The organism is Enterocloster citroniae (assembly GCF_040545455.1).
Taxonomy (GTDB): domain Bacteria; phylum Bacillota; class Clostridia; order Lachnospirales; family Lachnospiraceae; genus Enterocloster; species Enterocloster citroniae.
Window position 1 is genome coordinate 92,016 of record NZ_JBEPLZ010000018.1, and the last position, 24,653, is coordinate 116,668.

The 24,653-nt window shown below is 48.8% G+C and carries 23 protein-coding genes and 1 pseudogene; 5 read left to right on the top strand and 19 right to left on the bottom strand.

What is annotated here, in order from left to right; genetic code table 11:
- Positions 1-41: 41 nt before the first annotated feature.
- The 15 genes from ABID13_RS20110 to ABID13_RS20180 form a co-directional block, all read right to left on the bottom strand.
- Positions 42-809 carry a DeoR/GlpR family DNA-binding transcription regulator gene (locus tag ABID13_RS20110; protein WP_007865873.1) on the bottom strand — a complete coding sequence of 256 codons (768 nt, stop codon included), beginning with the start codon at positions 807-809 and terminating at the stop codon, positions 42-44.
- Between the two features lie 85 nt (positions 810-894).
- Positions 895-1,983: an SIS domain-containing protein gene (locus tag ABID13_RS20115; RefSeq protein ID WP_048930011.1), complete on the bottom strand. Its 1,089-nt coding sequence runs from the start codon at positions 1,981-1,983 to the stop codon at positions 895-897.
- Between the two features lie 21 nt (positions 1,984-2,004).
- The gene (locus tag ABID13_RS20120; RefSeq protein ID WP_048930012.1) at positions 2,005-2,724 is read right to left on the bottom strand and encodes an amidohydrolase family protein; all 720 of its coding nucleotides are present in this window, start codon (positions 2,722-2,724) and stop codon (positions 2,005-2,007) included.
- Positions 2,725-3,456: an amidohydrolase family protein gene (locus ABID13_RS20125; RefSeq protein ID WP_048930013.1), complete on the bottom strand. Its 732-nt coding sequence runs from the start codon at positions 3,454-3,456 to the stop codon at positions 2,725-2,727.
- Between the two features lie 62 nt (positions 3,457-3,518).
- Entirely contained in the window at positions 3,519-4,535 is a 1,017-nt protein-coding gene (locus tag ABID13_RS20130; RefSeq protein ID WP_007865863.1) for an SIS domain-containing protein, read from the bottom strand.
- The gene (locus ABID13_RS20135; protein WP_007865861.1) at positions 4,532-4,870 is read right to left on the bottom strand and encodes a PTS sugar transporter subunit IIA; all 339 of its coding nucleotides are present in this window, start codon (positions 4,868-4,870) and stop codon (positions 4,532-4,534) included. The genes ABID13_RS20130 and ABID13_RS20135 overlap by 4 nt, the downstream gene beginning before the upstream one ends.
- Before the next feature lie 18 nt (positions 4,871-4,888).
- Positions 4,889-5,224, bottom strand: coding sequence for a PTS sugar transporter subunit IIB (locus ABID13_RS20140; RefSeq protein WP_007865859.1), 336 nt, complete (start codon positions 5,222-5,224; stop codon positions 4,889-4,891).
- Positions 5,225-5,293: 69 nt separating this feature from the next.
- Complete coding sequence (locus tag ABID13_RS20145; protein ID WP_007865855.1) at positions 5,294-6,571, bottom strand: PTS sugar transporter subunit IIC; 1,278 nt, start codon at positions 6,569-6,571, stop codon at positions 5,294-5,296.
- 446 nt (positions 6,572-7,017) lie between these two features.
- Positions 7,018-7,446, bottom strand: coding sequence for a DUF3788 domain-containing protein (locus ABID13_RS20150; RefSeq protein ID WP_048930119.1), 429 nt, complete (start codon positions 7,444-7,446; stop codon positions 7,018-7,020).
- 131 nt (positions 7,447-7,577) lie between these two features.
- Positions 7,578-8,588 carry an aromatic acid exporter family protein gene (locus tag ABID13_RS20155; protein ID WP_048930014.1) on the bottom strand — a complete coding sequence of 337 codons (1,011 nt, stop codon included), beginning with the start codon at positions 8,586-8,588 and terminating at the stop codon, positions 7,578-7,580.
- A gap of 171 nt (positions 8,589-8,759) precedes the next feature.
- On the bottom strand, positions 8,760-9,587 hold the full coding sequence (locus tag ABID13_RS20160) for a hypothetical protein (RefSeq protein ID WP_227162486.1): 828 nt from the start codon (positions 9,585-9,587) through the stop codon (positions 8,760-8,762).
- 109 nt (positions 9,588-9,696) lie between these two features.
- Positions 9,697-10,488, bottom strand: a complete 792-nt coding sequence (locus ABID13_RS20165) for a nucleotidyltransferase domain-containing protein (protein WP_007865842.1) — start codon at positions 10,486-10,488, stop codon at positions 9,697-9,699.
- Positions 10,489-10,490: 2 nt separating this feature from the next.
- Positions 10,491-11,513, bottom strand: a complete 1,023-nt coding sequence (locus ABID13_RS20170; protein WP_048930120.1) for a nucleotidyltransferase domain-containing protein — start codon at positions 11,511-11,513, stop codon at positions 10,491-10,493.
- Between the two features lie 202 nt (positions 11,514-11,715).
- The gene (locus ABID13_RS20175; RefSeq protein ID WP_007865836.1) at positions 11,716-12,651 is read right to left on the bottom strand and encodes a sensor domain-containing diguanylate cyclase; all 936 of its coding nucleotides are present in this window, start codon (positions 12,649-12,651) and stop codon (positions 11,716-11,718) included.
- Positions 12,652-12,797: 146 nt separating this feature from the next.
- The gene (locus ABID13_RS20180; RefSeq protein ID WP_045093597.1) at positions 12,798-13,118 is read right to left on the bottom strand and encodes a hypothetical protein; all 321 of its coding nucleotides are present in this window, start codon (positions 13,116-13,118) and stop codon (positions 12,798-12,800) included.
- Between the two features lie 516 nt (positions 13,119-13,634).
- Between ABID13_RS20180 and ABID13_RS20185 the strand changes: the two are divergent.
- Positions 13,635-14,271 (top strand): annotated as a pseudogene (locus ABID13_RS20185) (PBECR4 domain-containing protein).
- Between the two features lie 89 nt (positions 14,272-14,360).
- On the opposite strand, the gene rlmD reads toward ABID13_RS20185, so the two are convergent.
- The 3 genes from rlmD to ABID13_RS20200 form a co-directional block, all read right to left on the bottom strand.
- Positions 14,361-15,755 (bottom strand): 23S rRNA (uracil(1939)-C(5))-methyltransferase RlmD, encoded by a 1,395-nt coding sequence (rlmD, locus tag ABID13_RS20190; protein ID WP_048930015.1) that lies wholly within the window; start codon positions 15,753-15,755, stop codon positions 14,361-14,363.
- A 173-nt stretch (positions 15,756-15,928) separates the two neighbouring features.
- A complete protein-coding gene (locus ABID13_RS20195) occupies positions 15,929-16,882 on the bottom strand; it encodes a 3'-5' exoribonuclease YhaM family protein (RefSeq protein WP_007865824.1) in 954 nt (317 codons plus the stop codon).
- A 98-nt stretch (positions 16,883-16,980) separates the two neighbouring features.
- Complete coding sequence (locus ABID13_RS20200) at positions 16,981-18,324, bottom strand: S1C family serine protease (RefSeq protein WP_007865821.1); 1,344 nt, start codon at positions 18,322-18,324, stop codon at positions 16,981-16,983.
- Between the two features lie 190 nt (positions 18,325-18,514).
- On the opposite strand from ABID13_RS20200, the gene ABID13_RS20205 reads away from it, so the two are divergent.
- The 4 genes from ABID13_RS20205 to ABID13_RS20220 all read left to right on the top strand — a co-directional run bounded on the left by ABID13_RS20205 (position 18,515) and on the right by ABID13_RS20220 (position 24,249).
- Positions 18,515-20,953: an endonuclease MutS2 gene (locus ABID13_RS20205; protein ID WP_007865818.1), complete on the top strand. Its 2,439-nt coding sequence runs from the start codon at positions 18,515-18,517 to the stop codon at positions 20,951-20,953.
- Between the two features lie 43 nt (positions 20,954-20,996).
- The gene (locus tag ABID13_RS20210) at positions 20,997-21,707 is read left to right on the top strand and encodes a response regulator (protein WP_007865817.1); all 711 of its coding nucleotides are present in this window, start codon (positions 20,997-20,999) and stop codon (positions 21,705-21,707) included.
- Between the two features lie 4 nt (positions 21,708-21,711).
- Positions 21,712-23,118, top strand: a complete 1,407-nt coding sequence (locus ABID13_RS20215; protein ID WP_045092419.1) for a sensor histidine kinase — start codon at positions 21,712-21,714, stop codon at positions 23,116-23,118.
- Between the two features lie 87 nt (positions 23,119-23,205).
- Positions 23,206-24,249 carry a hypothetical protein gene (locus ABID13_RS20220; RefSeq protein ID WP_007865815.1) on the top strand — a complete coding sequence of 348 codons (1,044 nt, stop codon included), beginning with the start codon at positions 23,206-23,208 and terminating at the stop codon, positions 24,247-24,249.
- Between the two features lie 220 nt (positions 24,250-24,469).
- Here ABID13_RS20220 and ABID13_RS20225 read toward each other — a convergent pair.
- On the bottom strand, positions 24,470-24,653 hold a 184-nt coding region (locus ABID13_RS20225; RefSeq protein WP_354021205.1), incomplete at its 5' end, for a transposase.

The following is a 24,653-nucleotide window of genomic DNA, read 5'->3' on the forward strand; positions in this document are numbered from 1 at the left end:
TCTGTTCAATGGGCCTTATGGTTTAATATCCCAAACACGCTCTACGCTACAATAATCTCCCGTCCCAGGCCCTCATACCGCCTGATCACCTCCTGGCTCAGCCCGCTGTCCGTGATAAAGGTATCCACCTCATTCAGCCTGGCCACCTTGGTAAATGCCGTACGGTCAAACTTAGAAGAGTCCGCCAGGCAGACCACCCTGTCCGCCGCATCGATAAATGCCCTCTTAGTGAAATTGTCCCCGTAATTAAAAATCATCAGCCCTTCCTTCACGTCAACGGTACTGGTTCCCAGGAACAATTTGCTGACGCGGTACTTCTTAAGGAACTGGATCGCATCCTCTCCCGTGACAATGTAGGAATCACTGTCCCTGCGCACCAGCCCGCCTATGATGTAAAGGGTGATATTGGGTTTATACATCAGTTCATTCACGATCAAAAGATCATTGGTCAGTACGGTTACCCGAAAATCCCCCAACAGCTTTGCCACCTCCTGGGTGGTGCTTCCGTCATCCAGAAGGATCACGTCATTTTCCTCTATCAATGTCAGAGCCCGCCTTGCGATCACCTGCTTCTGCTCCAGATGTGATGTCCTGCGGGAGGAATCCTTATACCCCAGGGACAGTTCCTGGGTCTTAAGCACGGCCCCTCCATGGACACGCTCCAGAAGGTTCTGATTCTCCAGCTCTTTAAGGTCCAGCCTGACCGTCTTTTCCGTGACTTCAAGCCGTTGGCTCAGGGTCTTTACATCCGCCATGCCCTCTTCCTTTAGAATGCCCATGATCGTGTCCAGGCGTCTTTTTTGTATCATCCTGAATCCTCCCCTCTGATTTCAATATACCATAGGAAAAAGTCCTTATCAACCGCTTTTCTCCAGTCCAGGGGTGAAAACCAATCTATGTAACCCTCGTGTGCACAAAGTCCGTATAGTCGTCATTGGCTGCCCTGTTGGGATCCTGCCCCAGGGCCTCGGGCATAAATACGGAAAGGACCTGCACAGCCATGGTAATGGGAAGCACCGACTGTGTAAGGGGGTAATGATCCAGCTTCAGCACTTTCTCATGGCTTTCTTCACATCTTATATCCTCATCGCCCGCATAGAGCATCAGCACTTTTTCCGTTATGCCCAGCAGGTAGGAAAATGTTCCCATGGCCAGTTCTTTATAAATCCCATCCGTGCACAGCAGCAGGACGCTGGATCCCCTTCCGATGGAGCGGTGCATCCCATGGGAGAACTCCTCCAGATCATTGTACATGGTGGGAATACACATGGTCTCCATCAGCTTAAGCTGTCCCTCCATGGCCGTGCCGTAATTCATTCCTGTTCCCAGCACGTAGAGGTCCTGCATCTTCCAATCCTTCCCATATCGGCTGCACCAATCCATGGTCCGTTCCATGGTACGATCCAGCCGTTTTACACACAGCCGCAGTTCCTCCAGGATATTCCTGCAGCTTTCCTGGTCCATACTGCCGTATTTCTGCCCATATCCGATGCCCATGATCATAAGGGCCAGAAGGGTACTGCTGTACCCCTTGGTCTTGGCATTGCTGTTCTCCCCGCCGCATCCCAGATACAGACACCGGTCCGCCAGACGGCTGATAGGAGAATCAGTTACCTGGGTGATCCCCACCACAGCAAAGCCCAGTTCCCTTGCATGGATAGCAGCCTCCAAAAGCCCTCTGCTGGTACCGGTCTGGCTGATAGCCACCACCATACATCGTTTCCTGTCCTCACACAAAAGGGAGTGGCAGCTGTGAATGAAATTGGCCGGCATATAGCCGTACACCCTGGCATTCATGCACCGGGACAGAAAATCCGACATCACCACAGCGCCGTTAAAGGAACTGCCATGGGCCACAATATAGATTGCATCCACCTGAGGAAGGGATCCGGCGCACTCAAACAGTGCTTTGTCATCCAGCATCCGGCTGAGCGCCGCCTGTTCTTCCCTGATGTAATCCCACATGATACTTGTACCCTTCATCTTTCCCTCCCCTCAAGGCTCCTATCTGTATTCCATCCCCATGATCCTGGCCGCATTCCTTCCAAGCATCATTTCCAGATGTTCCTCATTCTTTGTCACGTAACGGATCTTATCCATCTCCTGTGTCTGGTCGCAGAAGGGGGCATCGGATGAAAACAGTATTTTTTCCGGTCCCAGCCGGTCATATGCCATCTGGATCACAGGCACATACGCCCCTGCCGTGCTGAGGTAAAAATTCGGAATTTCCCCGGCCAATTCTATGGCCCTCTCATACATTAAGGGAACCCCCATATGAAACAGCACCACAGGCACATCCGGAAAACTTTTTGCCATCTGGGCCCATTTGTCCGGAATAGAGAACATATCTGATTGTCCGTGAACTACCACACATTTGTTGTATTTACAACATAATTCAAAATATGGATCCAGCAAGCTGTGGCGGTCGGCTGAGTATCCAAAGCGTATGGCATTCATTTTCAATCCATAAAAATGGTAATCACGGAAACATTTTTCCAGCTGCTCCTCACCGTCAATATCCCATGGGTTAATGACCGCAAAACCAAAGGTCCTTTCCGGGAATTTCTGTACGGACTCATATATGTATTCGTTGTTCACCGTTTCCAGCTGGGAGCAGATCATGCACTTGTCCTCGCCGGACTGGTCCATGATCCGGATCAGGGATTCCACATGGTAATCCTCACCTTTTTTTATGCCAATATGTGCAAGCATGTCAATGATCATCTAGTCCACCTCCCCTATGCGGAATATCCTGGCTGCATTTTTCCACAAAACCTTTTCCTCCCCATCCGGGAAATTGACTGCCGCCTTTCTCACCTTTACCAGTTCCAGCTCATAGAATCCCGCATCCGGCGTGCCCGTTCCCAAAAGCACCTGGTCGATCCCCGCTGTTTTCATGGCTCTCAGAGTATTAAAATCCATACTGGAGGACGTTTCCAGGAATACATTCTTATGGCGTTTCCCCACCACGACCGCGCTTGCATTGTCGTACTGAAGTCCCATCCGCCCCATGATAATGTTGACGTCCGGATAATCCTCCGCGATCTGTTCAAAGAAAACAGGGTTGGAAAATACCTCCGCCGCCCCATAGCACCACACAGGCACCTGGTGCTTCCTGCACACATCCAGCAGGGGATAGAACACTTCGCGCTCGCACAGCATGTAGCCGTGGCGGACCGGATCCATGTACAGCCCCTTAAACCCTTTTTCCTTCAATGCCTCCTCAAGCTCCCCGGCGCTGTCCGTTGACCAGGGATTTACCGTATAAAGGCCGATAAACCGGTCCGGATGGCCCGTGACCGCCCTGTATACGGATTCGTTGTCCATACTCTCCCCATAACAGTGGATTACCGCCATATCAATATGGTTTTTGTCCATCTCCTTTAACAGTTCCTCTGCTTTGATCTCCGGTTTGAACCGGTGGCGTCCCAGTGTATTTGATACATCAATAATCATGCAGATCTCCTCCTTTCTAAACGCTTACATGCCGGCCTGGCCACGGCAACTGCGGGGCCGGATCAATGGTCCTTTACCCAATCCGCTCCATACAGCATACCCAGAAATGTTTCAGCTGCAATGCTTTCCACAAGAGGCATCAGCGAATCCTGCACCCTGGGAAGCCGCACCACCATCAGGTTCTCCTGGAGTTTTATCGGAGTACATGTATAAAGCATCACTTTTCCCCCATGATCCAGTATGTAGTCTTTCATTTTCATTTCCTTTGTGCCTTCCAGAAAATCCGGAAAAAACATCTGGGCCAGGTACTTTGCCCCCAGCTTGGAACTGTGATACTGCCCGTGGGCATAATCCGCGCATTCCCACACGGCTGTACAATTATGCAGTCCCTCCCTGTAAGCCAGGGACAGCTGGCGCGCAGTCGCCAATGATGCGTCATTTGCAAGCAGGTCGTACAGAAGCGTGCCCTGGGCGAACTCAAACATGGGTCTGGTGTTTTCCTCCCAGTTTTCCAGCCACCGGCATGCCCAGTCCGCCGTCTTCCGGCACTCCTCCATGAACCCCTGGTCCAGTTCGCCTGTCAGCCTCCGGGCGACCAGATTGAGGATCAGCATGGTCAGCTCATATGTCTTGTTTGTCACGGAATACTCTTTGTCGGCATGGATCTGAAGCATAAAGCCGCATTCCTCTTTCAGAGGACTCTCCTCATAATTGTGGATACCCACCACTGTGGTAATCTGAGCGGCCTTCTTTGCTATCTCCACCACCTCAGGTGATTTTCCGGACTGGGAAATGATGATCACCAGGCAGCGGCTGTCAATCTGGTTAAACTGAAATCTGGACAGTTCAAAGGAACTGAATGCCAGGGCCGGGATTCCGTGTCCGGTGAGATAGCTTCTGACCGCATCTATGGCGTACAGGGAGCTTCCCATGCCGGTAAGGATCACACGGTTCATGGCCTTGGACTTAAAGCATTCGGCAATCGCATCCACAACTTCCCGGTCCACGGGCCAGTATTCCTTCAGGTAGCGTTTCAGAAGCATCCCCTGGGTACATACTTCCTCTATAAATCCATTCATTCTTTGACTCCTTCCCCTTTCCTGATCTTTGCCTTCACAATGGTCTTGATCATATCCTTTTCCGCCGTGCTGGTCATAAGAATGTCCATGGCATGGAGCAGAAGCATATTACAGGGGATCTCCTCCCCTCCTGCCTGGACGCTCATAAGCTTCAGGAACTGGATCTCATGGGCCTTTGAGAGATGATCCTCCGCTTCCTCTATTTTCTTCAGAGCCGCCTGATACTCATCCGCCACCATCAGTTCCACCGCCTCATACACCAGGGATCTCCCTTCCCCCGTATAGCCGATCATCTCCATACAATGGGCTGCTAATTCTTCCAATGAAAGTGCCATTTACTCCATCCTCCCCTGTCACTCTTGGTAATGATCCAATACATCCAGAGCCTCCTTCAGGATCGCCCCGCCCTTTACCAGCCCATATTCACGCATCGGGATATTCATATAGGGGATATCCAGCCCAAGGCTCTTTACATACTCCATGATATCTCCGGTGGAGCTTTTAACCTGAGGGGCGATCAATATAATATCCAGCCCATTGTAATCCAATTCCCGGTAACGCAGGCTGGGCGAACAATGCACATCCGCCTCCACGCCGTATTCCCCCGCATGCCGGATGATACTGTCAACCACCAGTCCGCTGGACATGCCGGACGCACATAAAACCATCATTTTAACTTTTCTTGCCATTATCGCACACTCCTTTTTATTTCATTCCTGTGAACCGGTTCCTATAACCCCGCTTCTATAAGCCCGTTTCTATGAATTCTCCTCCTCGATCATCCTTGCCTCCCAGATCTTAGCAAATGGATAGTAGATGACAAAAAGTACGATCAGCAGCACCACCTGGGCAACCACACACCACACATCCCCTCCGGATGACAGGTATGGATTGATCAAAAGAGGCGTGGTCCACGGTGTCGGCACATAGGCTGCCGTGATCATCCCCAGCCTTGTGAGGAAATACGCAAACATGGATCCCACGATCCCCGACAGCATGAAAGGCACAAACATAATGGGGTTAAATGCAATGGGAGCGCCGAAGATAATGGGTTCATTGATATTAAAAATGCCGCAGGGCAAAGCCAGGTGAGCCACCTCCCTCAGGGTCGCGGACTTAGACTTCCACCAGATCAGGCACAGGGGCAGTGTACTGCCCACGCCTCCGATCATGATCCAGGTGTACACAAAGGGCTCTGTAAATACATGAGGCAAAGGCTGGCCGATCAGGGATGCTGCTGTATTCTCAGCAATATTGGTGATCAGCAGGGGATAACATACCCCCCATACAGTAAAGGATCCTCCATGGATTCCCACAAACCAGAGAAGCTGAAGCAAAATAACGCATACCAGCACGCCAAACCATGTATCCTGAAGCACCAGCAGGGGACTGATGATAATATTGAGGAACTGGGTCAGGTCAAATCCCAGCACCACCCTGGCGATCCAGAAAAAAGTCGCCAGAATGGACATGGGGACCAGGGCGCCAAAACTGGTGGCTATGTTGGCAGGTACGCCCTTGGGCATACGTATGGTCAGGTTCTTGTCATGGGCAAATTTCATAAATTCCGCTACGATCACGCTGACAATGATAATGGAAAACATACCCTTGACCGAAAGTCCGGTACAGTCCATGGTATTGGCGGAAAGATCAATGGGAGACACCACAATAAGAGAACATGCCACCGTCACAATGCTTCCAATGTTCTGGTCCAACCCATACATTTTAGCCATCTCCGCACCAAGACTGATCGCCAGCCACAGACCGATAAAATTAAAGGTCATGGAATAGAGGACATTCAGCTTATCAGCATAGGGCGCAAACAGGTTTGCCAGTCCGGGAATCGGCAGGTTTGTAAGGATCAGCGGAACAGAACCCACGATGATAAACGGGATGATTCTGATATACGCGGTCCTGATCGCAGCCATATGCCTTTGGTTGCCGAACTTCACAAGGGGAGGCGCCACATACTTCTCAATCCACGCGCCAAACTGTTCCATCCTGGTCTCGAATTTACTCACTTTTCTTTCTGCCATCTCATTACCTCCTTTATACTGTTTTCTCTCACATCCGACATTTTCTTTTTAAACCTGAAATAACCGGGAGGGATCATTGATACAATGATCCTCCATACATGGAATCCATCCACACCCCCTATTGTTTATTATTGTTTGTTTTGTTCCTTTATGTAGTTCTAATCAGTTCGTTTTTAGTGCTTTTATTCTATACCAAACCTGTTTTTAAGTCAATGATTTGTATAATTCTTTTTATTTTCAGTTTTTTGTACATATATTTATGTGCACTATTCATATATCCGTTCTGCCATCTCCTTTCCACATTTGTTCGTTATGGTTCTTTTTATCTTCTGATTCGATAATACGAAAGCAAAAAAGGGCCGCAGCCTGTGATGTGTGATTCACAAACTGCAGCCCTTATACACCGGCCCTTATACACCGGCCCTTATACACCGGCTTACCCGCTTCTATCTCTTTGTCTTCATCCTTACACCTATCAGTTCCTTTACATCCTCCAAGATCTCCTCACTGGTCACCTCAATCATCAGCCACCGCCCACCGTTGAAGGGGGTACATCTTTCATACAATTGCCGGAGATAGGCAGTGCATCCCTTTAATACCAGCTCTGCTTCAGTTGCTTCCTTTGCTCCGATGGAAATCATACAGATAAACTTCCCCTGTTCAGGATACAGGGTGCAGATTGCCCGGGAACTTTTTTTGTATTTCACATTCCACCCCGTCTGCATGGTGCATCTGCTGAATTCAATGCGCGGTGTTACAAGATAGTTTCTCTCCACATAAGTGCACAGGGATTTCCAGTATGGGCTCCCGATAAAACTATCTATTTCCTCCATATCAGGCTGTCTGTCTGCAGGATACGCTTCATGCCAAACCATAAATCCACCTCTCTCATCTGCTTTATTGTATGGATAATATATCAGATCAAACATGACATCTGTGTGTCATTTTATATGGTCTGCTCAGGCTCTGTACATTTCACGGCACCCCATACATTTCCCGGGACAGCCTACGCCTTTTCCCAAAACGCGCTGATATCCTCCCGGCTCAGTCCCTGGACAAATTCCCGCTTCAGCACCAAGAACCGTTCCAGCTCCAGCAGCACCTGAAACAGCACAGCCCTGGCCTCAAATTCCTCCCTGGTCGCGGGCAGGGGCTGCTGTCTCATCTCCAGCTTCACCCATTCCGTTTTCTCCAGAAGTCCTAACGCATTGTTATACTCATGAAACGACCGGCTGATATCACGGGCAAGAACAGCCAGACGTTCAGCCTGCACCGGGAAGGAATCTGCCCACTCCAAATATGACCGGATCCTTCTGAGCACGGCCAGCTGATTTTTCCTCAGTCCCATATAACTCAGATAATACCTTGTATCTGCCAGCAGGCTGTTCTCCATATGGCGGTATGCCTCCTGTTCGCCGTCTCTCAGCATCTGTTCCAAGCTCCCCACACATGTATCATAAGATCTGCGTCCTTCCTCTCCGCGTTTGGATTTTCCGTCCAAAACATCCGCCATCCCTGCCAGCAGAAAGCGAAACTGTTCCTCGATCATCTGCTGTCTCCGCCGAATGGCCGCCCTTCTCCCCGGAATATAGAGATTCATGGCAACCCCCACACCGGTGCCGATTACTAAAAGCAGGACCTCGTTCACCACATTGGCAGTTCCCATGGCGCCTTCTGCAAGGAAATGTGTCATAAGCACCGTGCTCACCGATATTCCGTCCTGTATCTGAAGCCAGGTACAGGCAGGAGTGAACAGGAGAAGAAACACACCTATGGCCAGCGGACCGTATCCGCACAGCCCAAAGCACAGGGGCGCCAGCGCCAGGGCCAGAAGAAAGGCAGACATTCTCCTGGCCATCAGCCGTATGGTCTCACGTTTGGTGTCATGTATGCTCAAAAGAGTGATCACCCCTGCTGACGCAGCATAATTTAATCCAAGCCCCTCCGCGATCAGCATGGCAAGAAGGCTGCCGCCGGCTATTTTCACTACTTTTAAAACATTAAAATGCTGGTTCATTTGCCCACACCCGTCCCTTTTCAGTCACACTCCAAGCTAATTTATTCTGCCCCTGCCATGCCCGATCCATACGGCTCCCATGCCTTCTGTTCCGTAAAACAGGACAAACCGGAAGCTGCAGCAGTCTTCCGGTTCCACACATCTCTTTGTCTTTTTCTGGTAAGCCGTCTTTTACTGGTAAATCTGGTTGATCTTCCAATATCCATTAAACCGATACATATTCAGGCCGCTGTCACCGCCCATCTGCACGCCGGCATTTCCTACCTCTTTTAATTTAGACACCTCCACCCTGTCGATGGCTTTGGACAACTTATCCGTAAACACTTTATCTTCCCCAAGGGCCTTTAACTGGTCCGGTGTCTGGATCTCCTGGCTGGTACCGTTTGCATAGGTCATTACCATTGGATAATTACACATCATGGCAAGAGTGTCAAGGCTTTTATAAGAAAATGTCTTCTGAATCTGCTCAGCCATCTCAGAAAGGCTGCTGATATCCACAGCCTGCTGGTCTGAACTGCCTGCCGCATCCAGATAGAAGTAGCCTGCCTTCCATTTTCCTCCCACTTTATACAAAGACAGCCCGCAATCATCCCCCATCTGGGCCCCCGCCTTGCCTACGCTGACTAATTTCGCCACATTGGTGGAAGCAACGGCATTTCTCATCGCCCTGGAAAATATTATCTCACTGCCCAATGCCAGAAATCCCTGCTTATTTTTTATCTCCACCAAATCTCCGTTCTTATAGGAAACCGTCAAAGGATACGTACACAGCCCGGCCAGCTTATTCAGATCCTGTTTATCAAATGCCTCCTGCACATGTGCTGCCGCGTCCCTCATTTTACTCTCATCAGAAGATTGGGATCTGGCCCCATAGGCTGTGCCTTTTGCAATAGCCTGCCCTTTGACAGGGATGTTTCCATTCGCAAATGCCGGTATGGCCGGCACGGTGGTGGCCATTGCCAATGCGCATAGCATAATTACCGTGTGTCTTCTTGTCATATTTAATCTCATTTCTTTATCCCTTCTTTTTTGTGATAGCTTCCTATTGGTTACATATCTTAGACGGAGAAATGAGGATTAAAGTTGCAGGCACTTTCTGATTTTTATTTTATAGTAACAGTTCAGGACAGCGGGAACCTGAATCCAGAATTTCCATGAAAACATGGTTTAATTCATCCCATCCGTTTTTCCTGTCTTCAGGCAAATGATCCGTATAGGATTTCTGCCTTGCCAGCTCCTCCTCAATAAAACATTGAATGGCCGGCATTTGCGTCCCCTTCTCGCCCTCTCCCATGCGTCCCTTGAGCTCCAGAAGTTCCTCTATACCCTCCCTCAGTTCCTGGGGTATGTCCATTTTCATCAGATCAGAAAAAAGCACCGGCGGCGGACAGTGGGTTTCCTCAATATATTTTCCTGCAAGAAGAGGCCTCAGGGCATAAAAATACTTTTTATAACTCACCCTCTCCTCCTGCAGATACTGGGCATATGTACTGTTGGCCGTCCCATAATAGTGATGGGAGGCCGCCTTTGAGGAAAAGAAGCCGGCTGCCGCCTCATAGATCCGCCCCCACTCTTTTGTGGTCCTGTATACGATAGGAGAATTGCTCCACTCAAACAAAGTCGCATTCCCTCTATGGAATTGTCTCAGAGCCTTTTTCAGATCCCATCCATTGATATCCAGCACCTCGTCCAGCTGCCATTCGATCACATCCCTTGGTTCATCCAGTCTCAGGTAATCTTCTCCGCTTCTCACATAGATAAACCTTACATCATAATCACTGTCCGGGGAAGCAAAGCCCCAAGCGCGGCTTCCCGACTCCACTGCGTGAAGAATCCTGACTTTTTCCTTTTTCTCAATTTCCCCAAGCTTTTGCTGGATCGTATTAAAAATATCATCCATCATCAATAATCCCCCTCTATGGATCTTCGGTTTACATATTCCACAAATGCCCCCACCTTTTCCATGTCCGGATTATCCGGAAGCATGCTTTCCCTGGTGGCGGTTTGAAGCCGTTCCTCAAAATCGGCAAGGATATCGTAAAATTCACTGTCAAATGTCCCGTCCTCTTTCCGGAACCCTCCGCTGCGTATCTTCATCAGCAGATCCAGATCATGCCTCCGGTTGGTATTAATCTCCCCTTTTTCCAATATATCTACAGCCATCATAAATAACCGGATCAAATGCATTGCATGTTTATTCAGATGATTATCATCCTTTTTCCTGTTGCGTTTACCGATCTTATCATAATCCTTCACAACGCTGTGCATGGCCGCCCACATACTTTCATAATCCCGAAGAGGCATATGCCGGTAGTCCGCATCCATATAGATTTCCGTTTCCAATTCCGGATTCTCAGACCGGTCAATGTATAGGCGGATACTTCCCCTGTCAAAGCTGGAATACCGCCTTTCAAAATCCTCCAGGGCATTTCTCACCGACCGAAGGATGTGCTGCTCCTTTTCGGTCTGGGGCATGGAGTCCCTGGCAATGGCGTTCTGAAGCCGTCTCAGCTGCGCTCCCGCATATCCCCCAAAGGACTTGGCCGCCCGTTTGGATAAAAAGATCCCCTTGTGATCCAGCAGTTCCTGGCCCAGTTTTGATTTGATCAGGTACTGGTCCTCATCCAGGCCAAGGATCTCACAGGTGTTGGGATTGCAGTCCAGCAGCAGTCTCACGATCTTGTTAAATGAATAGATCACCGTGTCCGTATTGGCATCCTCATACTGTTCAAATTCCGTAAGCCCGATCAGGTCAGAAGGCATATTCAAGGTAATCCCGCGAAAATCAATGTCACTGTTCTCATTACACGTTCCGTATGCATAGCTTCCCCCCAGGCCCAGAAGGATGATCCTGTTTCCCAGCCTTTTCTCTGTCCGGAGGAAATCATATTCACTTGTGTTCATCAATTGTTTGAAATCAATCATGCTATTCTCTGTTTCCATTTCTGCAAATTTCCCAGTATAGTATCGGGATGAGGGGTAATATTATCTGCGGGTATGTATACGTTTATTCTTGGAAGGCGAGAAGACATTTTAGACCATTTAAGCCCAAGAATACAGCGCGGCACAGTGTTCGCGTCAATAGGAAATCCGGGTAATAATGATGTCTGAAGAAACGGAGTCCGCCTTAGCGCAAGGGAATCTCTTGTTCGCTTCTGTCAAGTTCTGAAAAGAATACAGGCTTTTCCTTTGAGATCTTGGCATGGTAAAGCGCTATATCCGCCTTTTTAAATAGAAGGTTAAAATTTGCCGCCTCCCTGGGAAAAACAGCAACTCCCATACTGTTCGTGCAGACAAAATCATCAATCTCCAAACGGCTCAGATTCTGAAGCTTACGGTACAGCCATTTCTCATCTTCGATATCCGGAATAAATATAATAAATTCGTCACCGCCAAAGCGGCCCAGTATGTCTGTTTTACGGAATGACATTTTAATTGTCCGGGACAGCGATTTGATAATCCTATCACCCTGATCATGTCCATAAGTATCATTAAAATGCTTAAAATTGTCAATATCCAATATTACAAGAGCATGCTGTAAATTTTTACGTTCCTCCAGGATATCACGAATCAATGTGATGGAATATTCTTTATTGTAAAAGCCTGTAAAAGCATCCCGGTTGACAGCTTGTTCCAAGCTTTCGGTCTTTTTCTTTGTATCAGTTATATCCATGATTACGCCGATCATTCTTACGGGCTTATTATCTTCTATGATAGGAGTCACATGGATCCTGCACCATATAAACCCAGACCCTCCGGCTTTCATGCGGGCATCATAGATCGCCGGTTTGCCGTTCAGAATTTGTGCAAAAGCATCCTCGATCACTTCCCAATCATCCGGATGTGAAAAATATTCGCTAACAGCCAGTCGGTATGCTTCCGGCTCCAACACGCTGTAGGGCTGCACGTCTTTTAGAATATCATCCCCTGAAACGCCGAATATGGTCTCCGCGTTTTCAAAAAAGGTGTATTGCTGCCGCAAAATGTCAACTTCAAAAATACAGATCCTTGCAGCACTCAAAGCGATACGCAGTCTTTCTTTGTATTGTTCCAATTCATTCATGCTATTTTGGGCCTTTCTTTAATGATGGTTGTCTTCCGTTTCCATCAATTGAACGGGAATGACTGTTTCTTTCAGTTACATTTTTTCATATATACATATCTGTACTCACACCTCCATTCGTAGTAGTCCGTCCTTTTACATTTTAATCAGCCGAATCTTTCCTTCAAAAGCTTTACGCTTTCCCTTAGTTCCTCTGAAAATTCGTCCAAATCATCAAATACAATTACTTCATCCTGCAAAAAACGGACTAGATCAAATATCATATTTCTTTTACTAAGTTCTATACAGACCCCAGGTGTTTTCTTATCCTGTTTCATACGCTTCTCCATTGTCCAAAACTTTGTTGAAGCAGGTTCATTACTGTTTAAATAAGCAACATAATCCTCAATGAGCCGCTCCATATAATGCTCCTGCCAACCAGATACTTTTTCTCTATAAAGTTTCCAATCACGTTTCGATGGTTCCATAAAATTATCCCCTTCTATTTTTCTCTCCGTTCTAATTTTACAAGTCTTTGCTTTTTCAAAAATTTCCCCGGCAACAAATTCGTCTGCATTCTTTCCATGTAATTTTGTAAATGTTTTGAATCAAATAACTCATTTACAACCGCATGTTTCTTCTTGTATTACCAAACAAATTTTGAAAACATCAGTTTCAATAATACGTGTTTATTATTTTACCACTATTCTTTTACATCGCCAATTACCAACAGATATTTTTGTTTTTCTTGACCTATTTTTGTACCCAGCATATAATAATAGTAACAGACAGGCAACAGCGTGTGTCTGTCCAAGCGTTGAAGTATAACAGCGTACCGGAAAGCCTTGTTATGCGGAGCTTTCAGTAGGGGTTATGCAATAACCTCAAACCGGAGTAGGCTTTAGCCGAAAGAAAATGCTTAAAACCGTCTTGCATCAAAGCAGGACGGTTTTTTACTATCATCATCTTGTCAACTTATCTACCTTTATCAGGAGAAGCCATCTATGGAACAGCAGACATCTGATAAATTAAGGATATCAGCCGAAGGCTTTCACTCCCTTTTGGATACACAGTATCATCTGATTATCAGGCGCAAAGGAAAATCTGTAGATATCACCATTGAATTTAAACCTATCGACTTTCATCATCTCATGGGGCTTGGGAAATTAAAAGACCTGCGTATTGCAACGCAGAACTGGGAATCCGTTTTTTTTCGGAATCCTGAACGGAACAATCACGTATCCTTCCATCTGTAAGAGTCGTTACATAGGACAGATTGAAAACCGCTTCACTCCCCTTTCCTATATCGAGCAGATTTTTGACAGCAATAAACTGATCTTCCGCTATAATGAAAAACAGAATCAATTTTCCCTAATTGAAACAGACTACCTTTTGTCCACCGCTTTTTCTGGGAATGATATTTATATTTTTATCAAGGAAAAAGAAACTGTAGGACGATTTTTCTGTCGTTCCTTTTTTCCTAAAGAAAAGAAAGATTATACGATTGGGCAACCACAATACACGTTACTCTTTAAAGAAAAGATTACTGTCAGTACTGGAGAGAACGTCATCCAGTATGACCGGCTCACTCCCAAAAGCGACTCCGCAAAGATATCTCTGCAAGAGAACCCTAAAAAGTGAAAAGCAGAATAACCGTACTGACCATTCTGCTTTTCACTTTTTAGCTTCTATCTCTGCTTATAATAACAACATCTTGTGGTTCAACCCCGCTATTTCTTCTTATCACCACAATACGTCATGTTTACCACGACCTCGCAGTGCACCGTCCCAGGAAACATATCACAACATCTCACCTTCTCCACCTCATATCCCCCATCAGCCAGATACCTCAGATCCCTGGCCAGCGTAGCCGAATCGCAGCTCACATAGACCACCCTCTCCGGCTGCATTTTAAGTATCGTATCCAGGCAGACCGTATCACACCCTTTTCTGGGTGGGTCCACCACGATCACGTCCGCGTGGATCTGGTTTTTCTCATACTGTTGGGGAAGTACCTCCTCCGCCTTTCCCACAAAGAATTCCACATGATCCATCCCATTGACAGCCGCATTCCTCCGGGCATCCTCAATGGCCTGGGGCACGATCTCCACCCCATAGACCTGCTTTGCTTTTTGGGCCAGGAACAGGGAAATGGTCCCGATGCCGCAGTACAGATCCCACACCGTCTCATTTCCGCTAAGATTTGCATACTCCAGGGCGGTTTTGTACAGCTTCTCCGTCTGCACGGGATTTACCTGGTAAAATGAAAGCGGGGAGATCTGGTACTGCACATCCCCGATATAATCCCTTATATACCCAGGCCCATATAGGTTTACGATCTCCTTTCCCATGATCACATTTGTCTGTTCCGTATTGATGCTGTAGGAAATACTGGTCATCCCTTTTACCTGGCGCAGCATTTCCACCAGGCGCTCCTCTCCTGTCCCCGCGTTCTTCCCTGACAGCTTTCTCCCGTTGATCACCAGGCAGACCATGATCTCCCCGGTCTTAAATCCCTTTCGGATCAGCGCATGTCTCACAAGACCTTTATGACCGGTCTCGTCATAGGGCTCCACCCCCTGTTCTTCCATGAACCGTTTGATGATCCCTAATATCTCCTGATTCTCCTCCACCCCCAAGAGACAGTCATCATTTTCTATGATGTCGTGGGTACGGCCGGCATAAAATCCCGCTATGATCTTCCCATTCTTGTCCCTGCCAAAGGGGAACTGTGCCTTGTTGCGGTATCGCCATGGATGTTCCATACCCATGATGGGCAGCATGTTAATTTCCTCCCTGCCAAACCTTCCGATCCGCATCAGATTGTTAAGCACCTTCCGCTCCTTAAACTGAAGCTGCTCTTCATAGCTCATGGACTGAAGCTGGCACCCGCCGCACCGGCGTGCCACGGGGCAGGCCGCCTCCACCCGGCTGCCGGACGGTTCCAGCACCTCCATCAGGCGTGCAAAACCATATGATTTTTTCATCTTCATGGCTTTTGCACGGACCACATCCCCTATTACCGTGTCCTTGATAAACCAGATGTAGCCATCCAGCTTTCCCACCCCTGCGCCATCCTCACTCATGTCCTCTATCACAACCGTAAATTCCTGGTTCTTTTCCATTATACATCTCCTGCCTTAACGTTCTTGCCCATGGATTTCAGGCAAATTTTCATTTAAAAAGCTGAAAACATCAACGCGCGTTTGATTTTTTCTTCCACCACTCCTCACGCCCCGTGTTTTCAGCCTTTTCCATTCATTCTATTGTCGAAATTTTTCTGCTGTAAAAATCTTTCTTACTCCGAAGTCTTCCTGATATTTGTCTCCAGCAGCCTGTTGTATCCCAGCCAGCCTTTATTATCATTTCCTGCATTGCCTGCATTCAGCGCCTCGATCATGGTCTCCATCTTGGCATCTGTATTATCCGCAAAGTTCAGGGCCAATGCCTCTAACAGAGCCGGTTTCTTAGGTGAGCCGTATTCCAGCTCTCCGTGATGTGCCAGGATACAGTGCTTAAGCTCCAGAGCCAGCACCTCCGGGAATCCCGGAATGGCACGTATACCCCTGCTCACCATCTCGGTACCAATAATAATATGCCCCAGCAGCTGGCCGTCATCCGTATAATCATTCTCCGGGAAACGGGACAATTCCTTTGTCTTACCGATGTCATGGAAAATGGCTGCTGTCAGCAGCAGATCCCGGTTGAGCTGAGGATAGTAGGAAGCATAATAATCACAAAGCTTTGTCACGCTCAGGGTATGCTCCAAAAGTCCGCCCACAAATCCATGATGGACGCTTTTTGCAGCGGAGTGGAACTGGAATGCCTTTGCAAAGGCCGGGCTGTCCACAAAATAAATACTTAACAGCTTCTGAAGATGCTGGTTCTTCACGGATCTTATGTAGCCCAGCAGTTCCTCATACATCTCCTGAATATTCTTCTTGGAAACCGGCAGATAATCCGCTTCCACGTACTCCCCTTCCTGGGCCTTGCGGATGCGGCGTATATTCATCTGGTTGGAGCTTTGGAACAGGGTAATGTCCGCCTCCACGTGAACATAATCCATGGTTTCAAACTCTCCCACGCCGGGCGAACCCAGGTCCCAGATCTTGGCATCAATGGTCCCTGTCTTATCCTGAAGCACCAGATTGCCGTACTCCTTGCCGCTCTTTGTCAGTGCAATCTGCTTGTTCTTGCACAGGTACACATCCGCAATGTGCATGCCTTCCCTGAAGGTGTCAATGTATTTCATTTTTACTTCCTCGTCTTTCTGATATGTTTAGTACTGCATTGCATAAGTTTGAATGACTATATTAAATGACTATACAATAACGCAGCCAGGCGTCTGAACTACCTGGCTCCGATGGTTACTGGAAATTCAATTTCTTTATATTCATCTTTCCCGTTGCGCAGTACGGCTACCTTGATCTTGTCGCCCACATGAAGCTTCTCCACCTGGTTCTGGAAATCCTTCATATTACCCACCTGCTCACCGTTCATCCAGGTAATGATGTCGCCTGCCTGTATGCCCGCATTATACGCCGGTCCGTCTGTAATGGATGCAGTGACATAAATGCCGTAAGGCATGCCGCTGTCCTCCATGGCCTGATTTACCTCCTGCCCCTTAATGCCGAAATACGGAGCTGAAATCCCGTTGATCAGCATGGAAAGGATCCCCTTATAATCAGACACAGCCACCACCGTGGTCATCCGGCCGGAGTCCTCATCATCATATTGATCCGTAACCCATCCGATCAGTTCACCGGATGTATTGACCAGAAATGTTCCTGCATCCGCATCCCCATTGGCATCTGTGTAGAAAAAACGGCTTGTACCATCCACGGTCTGCACATTGCGCACAACATAGGAAATGTTGCCGTAATCACTGGAATGCACGATCCCCGCAGGAGCGCCCACTGCCACCACCAGATCTCCCTGCTTTACCGAGTAGGAATTTCCTAGTTCAATGGCCTCTACCTTCTTAAACTGCTCGCTGTCCATCTGGGCCGCATCCACACTTATCACAGCCAGACCGGCGATGGTGTCGCTCTGCTTCACCGTGCCCGGCATCATGGTATTATCCGGAAACGCAACTTCAATGGAATCCGCTGCCTTCACCGCCTGCCCGGGAGCCAATATAAGGATTTCAGCCCTGGTCCTGGCAATGATAATTCCGGAGAACTGTCCTGATGTCTCAATAGGATTATCAAACCAGTCCTTTTCATGCTGTATGGAATGCACCACCACCAGACTGTCGTCCGCATTAACGGCAATGGCACGAAGGTTGCTGTATAATTTATTCAAATCGTCAATGGAATACCGGTACTTCTCCATCTCGGAGCGTACCATCTCATCCACAGGCTCTGTCTGGGCCGGTTCCGCTTCGGAGGATTCCTCTGCCGTAGTGGCCTGGGTGGTCTCCGGATCATCCTTGGGAATGGTGATCTGACTGCTCTCCTCAGGTGTTTCCTGGCCCAGCAGACGCTCCGCCACGGGACGGCTCACCACAAAACAGATAGCCGACAATACGCCGAACAACACAGCACAAAATACAGTCAGCAGGATCTTCCTGGCAACCTGACGCCTGGACAGGGGCTGACGGACAATTTTTTCATTGATAAAGCGGTGGGACTTGTCCGGCTCATGGTCCTGCTGGTTGGTATTTCTATGCTGGTCTGCATGTTTATCCGCCATAGTACTCCTCCCTCACGAAGAATCTCATTTTCTATTATACGTTTCTTCCAGATATTATGCAAGATTTTATATATGAAAAGATCGTAAAAAAGATAGTAAATATCATTTTTTATGGTATAATTTAAATGTCGCCTTTTGGAAAAAGGCCCTTTTTAATCCAGCATCTTGACATAAATTATAGGTGGATCATATGAATTTGAAAGCATTAAAAACGTTAGAATACGATAAGATAATCAACCAGTTGACAGAATATGCGGCATCCCCTCTGGGAAAAGAACTCTGCCGCGGCCTTGCCCCTTCATCGGATCTGGAAGAGATCCGCACATGGCAGGCGCAGACAACTGATGCAGTTACAAGAGTCCGATTAAAAGGCACCACTTCTTTTGCAGGCGTCAGGGACATCAGGGACTCATTAAAACGTCTGGAGATCGGAAGTTCCTTAAGCATACCGGAGCTGCTCTCCATCAGCTCCAACATGACCGCAGCGGCCAGGGCCAAGGCCTATGGCAGGCATGAGGCAGAGGACGATGGCAGCCGGCAGGACGGAATCGACACATCCGATTCCCTGGAACCTCTGTTTGCAGGTCTGGAACCCCTCACCCCCCTGAACAACGAGATCAAACGCTGTATCCTCTCCGAGGACGAGGTGGCGGACGATGCCAGTCCCGGATTATCCCATGTACGCCGGTCCATGAAGGTGATCGCCGACCGCATCCATACACAGCTGAATTCCATCCTCAATTCCAACCGTTCCTATCTTCAGGACGCGGTTATCACCATGAGGGACGGGCGCTACTGCCTTCCCGTCAAATCCGAATACAAGAACCAGGTGTCCGGCATGGTCCACGACCAGTCTGCGACCGGCTCCACTCTGTTCATAGAGCCCATGGCCATTATCAAGCTGAACAATGAAGTGCGCGAACTGGAGATCCAGGAACAGAAGGAGATCGAAGCTGTCCTGGCTTCTCTCAGCAATCAGGCCGCGCCCTTTATTGAGGAGCTTAAGATGAACCAGGAGCTGTTGTCACAACTGGACTTTATCTTCGCAAAAGCAAGCCTGGCGCGCCGCTACAAGTGCAGTGCCCCTGTATTTAACAACCGTGGTTTTATCCATATCAAGGACGGGCGCCATCCGCTGCTAAATCCTCAGTCCGTAGTTCCCATCAATGTATGGCTGGGAAAGGATTTTGACCTGCTTATCGTCACAGGCCCCAATACCGGCGGCAAGACCGTGTCCTTAAAGACCGTGGGGCTCTTTACCCTCATGGGCCAGTCAGGGCTGCACATCCCGGCCTGGGAAGGATCCGAGCTGGCAGTGTTTGACGAGGTGTTTGCAGATATCGGCGATGAACAGAGTATTGAACAAAGTCTCAGCACCTTCTCCGCCCATATGACTAATATTGTCCGCATTTTAAGCGAAGCTGATGCACGCTCCCTGTGTCTTTTTGATGAACTTGGCGCAGGAACAGACCCCACAGAGGGTGCTGCCCTGGCCATTGCCATCCTTTCCTTCCTGCACAACATGAAGTGCCGCACCATGGCCACCACCCATTACAGCGAGCTGAAGGTGTTTGCCCTTGGAACACAGGGTGTGGAGAATGCCTGCTGTGAGTTTAACGTGGAGACACTGCAGCCCACCTACAGACTGCTGATCGGCATTCCCGGCAAAAGCAATGCATTTGCCATTTCCAAGAAGCTGGGACTTCCGGACTATATCATTGAGGACGCCAAGAACCATCTGGAAGCCAAGGATGAGTCCTTTGAGGACCTGCTGTCCAGCCTGGAGTCCAGCCGCCTTACCATAGAGAAGGAGCAGGCGGAGATCAATACCTACAAGGAAGAGATCGCCAAGCTCAAATCCAGGCTCACCCAGAAGGAGGAGCGCCTGGATGAACGCAAGGATAAGGTGATCCGGAATGCCACCGAGGAGGCCCAGCGCATTCTGCGTGAAGCCAAGGAGACAGCGGACCAGACCATCAAACAGATCAACAAACTGGCTGCCAGCAGCGGTGTGAACAAGGAGCTGGAGGAACAGCGCGCCAAGCTGAGGGACCAGATGAAAAAAACAGATGAGAAACTGGCGGTTAAGGCCAAAGGCCCCAGCCAGCCCATTTCTCCCAAGAAACTGAAAATCGGCGATGGCGTCAAGGTCCTGTCCATGAACTTAAAGGGCACGGTAAGCACCCTGCCCAATGCCAAGGGCGACCTTTATGTGCAGATGGGCATACTCCGCTCCCTGGTAAACATTAAGGACCTGGAACTCCTCAATGAAAAGGACATAAGCGCCACCCTGGGTGACGGCTCCTCCTACAGCTATGGCGGGAAGTCCCCGGCCAAGGGCAAGGGAAGCGGCTCCAGCCAGATCAAGATGTCCAAGTCCGCATCCATTTCCACGGAAGTGAACCTCATAGGCATGACCACTGATGAAGCCCTTCCTGTCATGGAAAAATACCTGGACGATGCCTACCTGGCCCATTTGCAGAGCGTGCGCGTAGTCCATGGGCGCGGTACAGGCGCCCTAAAGAACGCGGTGCACAAGCGTCTTCGCCAGTTAAAATACGTAAAGGAATTCCGCCTTGGCCAGTTCGGAGAAGGGGACTCCGGCGTAACTATTGTGACCTTCAAGTAAATGATCACCCAACTAAAACTGACCCAAAGAGGAGGAATAGAACATGGCAGAGAAGCAGAGAATTCTGATTGTGGATGATGATGCAAATATTGCGGAATTAATCTCCCTCTACCTGATGAAAGAGTGTTATGAGACAATGATCGTGGGAGACGGTGAGGAAGCGCTCAGGGTGTTCCCTGAATTTAAGCCCAACCTGGTCCTTCTGGACCTGATGCTTCCGGGCATGGACGGATATCAGGTGTGCCGGGAGCTGCGGTCCGCCTCTCAGGTACCGGTCATCATGCTGTCGGCCAAGGGAGAGATTTTTGACAAAGTCCTGGGCCTGGAGCTGGGGGCTGACGATTATATGATAAAACCATTTGACTCCAAGGAACTGGTGGCCAGGGTAAAGGCCGTGCTGCGCCGCTACCAGGCGGCTCCCGCTCCCATGCCCTCCTCCACCCAGCAGCAGGGGGAGTATGTGGAGTATCCGGATCTGATTGTGAACCTGACCAACTACTCCGTGATCTACATGGGCCACTCCGTGGAAATGCCGCCAAAGGAGCTGGAGCTTTTATATTTCCTGGCATCCTCACCCAACCAGGTATTCACCAGGGAACAGCTTCTGGACCACATCTGGGGCTATGAGTATATAGGCGACACCCGCACCGTGGACGTACATATCAAACGTCTCCGGGAAAAAATAAAAGATCATACCAACTGGGCCATCACCACTGTGTGGGGAATCGGCTACAAATTTGAAGTAAAGAGGTAACACGATGACCCGTTCCTTATATTCCAAGTTCATACTGGGATACCTGATATTCGGGCTTTTAGGGTTCATCACAATCGCCACATTTTCATCGAAAATGACACGCGACTATCTGGTGAGATACCAGGCGGATGCCATGTATGACGAAGCCAATATCATTGCATCCTCCTGCAGCACCATGTACCAGGGCAAGCGTCTGGACTCCGAGGAGGTCACCTCCCAGATCCGGGCTCTTTCCAAGTACCTGCGGGCCGAAATATGGGTTGTCAACCGGCAGGGGACTGTTGTCATGGACAGCCAGGGCAGTTCCCGGGTCCAGACCACCATCACCAATTTTGACCCCACTGCAGTGGGCAACCGATCCTATTCCATGGGCAACTATTATGGGTTATTTAAAGAGGACGTACTCAGCGTATCCGCTCCCATCACAGGGAATTACAACACCTACGGCTACGTTCTGATCCATCTCCCTCTGAGTCAGATCACCCAGTCCCAAAATGATATCCTGAACATCCTCTACATCACATCCGCCATTGTGTTTGCTTTGTCCTTGATCATCCTTTTGGTATTTACCCAGACCGTATACCTGCCTCTGCGCAAGATCACCTATGGCGCCAACGAATATGCCGCAGGCAATCTGGATTACAGGATTGAAGTAAAAACCCATGATGAGGTGGGCTATCTGGCCAACACGCTGAACTACATGTCCGATGAGCTGAATAAGATGGAGGAGTACCAGAAAAACTTCATTGCCAATGTTTCCCATGATTACCGCTCACCGCTGACTTCCATCAAAGGATACCTGGAAGCCATCCTGGACGGCACCATTCCCAGCGAGATGTACGAGAAGTATATTTCCCGTGTTATCTCAGAGACAGACCGCCTGCACAAGCTGACTGAAAGCATGCTGACCCTGAATTCACTGGATGCCAAAGGTTACCTGTCCCGCACAAACTTTGACATCAACCGGGTCATCAAGGATACGGCGGCCTCATTTGAGGGCACCTGCGATGCCAAGAATATAAGCTTTGAACTCACATTCTCCGACAGCATCCAGATGGTGTTTGCGGACCTTGGGAAAATACAGCAGGTCCTCTACAATCTCATTGACAATGCGATCAAATTCAGCCATCACAACTCCACCATCTATATACAGGCATCAGGCCGGTATGAGAAAATATTCGTATCAGTGAAGGATACGGGGATCGGCATCCCAAAGGACAGCCAAAAAAAGATCTGGGAGCGTTTTTATAAGACGGACCTGTCAAGGGGCAAGGATAAAAAAGGCACCGGGCTGGGGCTTTCCATCGTGAAGGAGATCATCCAGTCTCACGGGGAAAACATCGATGTGGTAAGCACGGAAGGGGTAGGCACGGAATTTATCTTCTCCCTCCCCCGCTCCACCAACCTTTAATAATTTGTAAGACATTTCCTGGAATAATGTGATATAGTTATAAGTAGATAAACCTTGTAAAAACCAAGAAAGGAAGGACATGCCGATATGATCATATGGAAAAAAGCAGGCGCTGCACTTTTAATCATTTCCCTGCTGTCCACTGCAATGGCACCGGCAGTCATGGCAGCAAGCAAACAGAAAGTGGGCAAGATCAATCTTACCATTGATTCAGATATCCGTACCGGACGTGACGGAGGGGATGTGGAGGTAACACCTACCGGCGACAACACCAGTCTTTATTACGTGGATTCCTGGGAAGTCACCAATGATGACGGGGATAGCTGGACCAAATCCAAACCCCCGGAAGTAACCATCACCCTGGGCGTGGAGGACGAGGAGGAGTACTATTTTTCAAGCAGCTCTTCCAGCGCTTTCAAACTGACCCTTGGCTCCTCCAGCAAATACCGTTTTGACAAGATAAAATTCGTGGATGCAAAGCGTAAAGACAGCAATGCAACCCTTATCCTGACCATCCAACTGATATTTGACAAGGATGCGGACACCAGCGCTGCAACCGCGCCCGCCAACCTCCAGTGGGACGGTGAGCACATGGGCGCCGGCCTGTGGAACATTGTTTCCAGTTCCAAGTACTACCAGGTTCAACTCATAAAAGACGGTTCAGAGATCGGCGAGATCAAAGATACCTATGACACATTTTATGACTTTTCCAAACAGATCACTGCACCCGGAACTTACAAGTTCAAGGTTCGTTCCGTGAAGTCCAGCAACAGCGCCAAGAGCAGCTGGACCACATCCGGTTCCTGGACCGTAAGCGATGGGGATGTTCTGGCCCTGGGCAATGCACCTGCTGCTGTTCCAGCGGCTGACAACGGCAGCTGGCAGACCTCAGAGGACGGCACCCGCTGGTGGTGGCGCAATGGGGACGGCAGTTACCCCACATCCGCCTGGAAGGAGATCGATGGAAAGTGGTACTATTTTAATGTGGACGGTTATATGGCAACCGGCTGGGTTGAGGTGAGCGGAAAGAGTTATTATCTGGATCCGGCCACCGGAGCCATGGTTACCAATGCCAGGACACCTGATAACTACTGGGTCAATGAATCCGGTGAATGGGTGCCCGGAGCATAGATATCCGGAGCATAGATATCCGGAGCTATTTCAGTGTGCAGACAAAGGGGGTATCGGTTAATACCGACTTTTAACCCCTAACATGATAGGAAGAGACAATCCCAGAGAATTCGGGCCTTTTCTAAGGCAAAATTCTCTACGGGACTGTCTCTTCCTTTTTCTTGCTCCTATTTCAGGGCGCAAAACACCCTTGTTTGGTTTTTACGGAGCGCTCTGTCTGCTAAGCGGTTTTCTGCTCCTTTTTCCCTTCATATTTTTCGATTTCATGGTGTAAAAATCGGTGGTATTTCATCATATTCCTGCCTATCGCATACAACATGAACTCTTTATATACTTTTTCCTCTGATCGGTAGTTAAAACGCCGGAAGTTTTCATTCTCCTTGATATCCCCAAAATGTCCCTCT

Excerpts from the sequence above, each read along its gene's own strand:
- ABID13_RS20110 (WP_007865873.1), bottom strand. The coding sequence starts at position 809 with ATGATACAAAAAAGACGCCTGGACACGATCATGGGCATTCTAAAGGAA.
- ABID13_RS20115 (WP_048930011.1), bottom strand. The coding sequence starts at position 1,983 with ATGAAGGGTACAAGTATCATGTGGGATTACATCAGGGAAGAACAGGCG.
- ABID13_RS20120 (WP_048930012.1), bottom strand. The coding sequence starts at position 2,724 with ATGATCATTGACATGCTTGCACATATTGGCATAAAAAAAGGTGAGGAT.
- ABID13_RS20125 (WP_048930013.1), bottom strand. The coding sequence starts at position 3,456 with ATGATTATTGATGTATCAAATACACTGGGACGCCACCGGTTCAAACCG.
- ABID13_RS20130 (WP_007865863.1), bottom strand. The coding sequence starts at position 4,535 with ATGAATGGATTTATAGAGGAAGTATGTACCCAGGGGATGCTTCTGAAA.
- ABID13_RS20135 (WP_007865861.1), bottom strand. The coding sequence starts at position 4,870 with ATGGCACTTTCATTGGAAGAATTAGCAGCCCATTGTATGGAGATGATC.
- ABID13_RS20140 (WP_007865859.1), bottom strand. The coding sequence starts at position 5,224 with ATGGCAAGAAAAGTTAAAATGATGGTTTTATGTGCGTCCGGCATGTCC.
- ABID13_RS20145 (WP_007865855.1), bottom strand. The coding sequence starts at position 6,571 with ATGGCAGAAAGAAAAGTGAGTAAATTCGAGACCAGGATGGAACAGTTT.
- ABID13_RS20150 (WP_048930119.1), bottom strand. The coding sequence starts at position 7,446 with ATGGTTTGGCATGAAGCGTATCCTGCAGACAGACAGCCTGATATGGAG.
- ABID13_RS20155 (WP_048930014.1), bottom strand. The coding sequence starts at position 8,588 with ATGAACCAGCATTTTAATGTTTTAAAAGTAGTGAAAATAGCCGGCGGC.
- ABID13_RS20160 (WP_227162486.1), bottom strand. The coding sequence starts at position 9,587 with ATGACAAGAAGACACACGGTAATTATGCTATGCGCATTGGCAATGGCC.
- ABID13_RS20165 (WP_007865842.1), bottom strand. The coding sequence starts at position 10,488 with ATGGATGATATTTTTAATACGATCCAGCAAAAGCTTGGGGAAATTGAG.
- ABID13_RS20170 (WP_048930120.1), bottom strand. The coding sequence starts at position 11,513 with ATGATTGATTTCAAACAATTGATGAACACAAGTGAATATGATTTCCTC.
- ABID13_RS20175 (WP_007865836.1), bottom strand. The coding sequence starts at position 12,651 with ATGAATGAATTGGAACAATACAAAGAAAGACTGCGTATCGCTTTGAGT.
- ABID13_RS20180 (WP_045093597.1), bottom strand. The coding sequence starts at position 13,118 with ATGGAACCATCGAAACGTGATTGGAAACTTTATAGAGAAAAAGTATCT.
- rlmD (WP_048930015.1), bottom strand. The coding sequence starts at position 15,755 with ATGGAAAAGAACCAGGAATTTACGGTTGTGATAGAGGACATGAGTGAG.
- ABID13_RS20195 (WP_007865824.1), bottom strand. The coding sequence starts at position 16,882 with ATGAAATACATTGACACCTTCAGGGAAGGCATGCACATTGCGGATGTG.
- ABID13_RS20200 (WP_007865821.1), bottom strand. The coding sequence starts at position 18,324 with ATGGCGGATAAACATGCAGACCAGCATAGAAATACCAACCAGCAGGAC.
- ABID13_RS20205 (WP_007865818.1), top strand. The coding sequence starts at position 18,515 with ATGAATTTGAAAGCATTAAAAACGTTAGAATACGATAAGATAATCAAC.
- ABID13_RS20210 (WP_007865817.1), top strand. The coding sequence starts at position 20,997 with ATGGCAGAGAAGCAGAGAATTCTGATTGTGGATGATGATGCAAATATT.
- ABID13_RS20215 (WP_045092419.1), top strand. The coding sequence starts at position 21,712 with ATGACCCGTTCCTTATATTCCAAGTTCATACTGGGATACCTGATATTC.
- ABID13_RS20220 (WP_007865815.1), top strand. The coding sequence starts at position 23,206 with ATGATCATATGGAAAAAAGCAGGCGCTGCACTTTTAATCATTTCCCTG.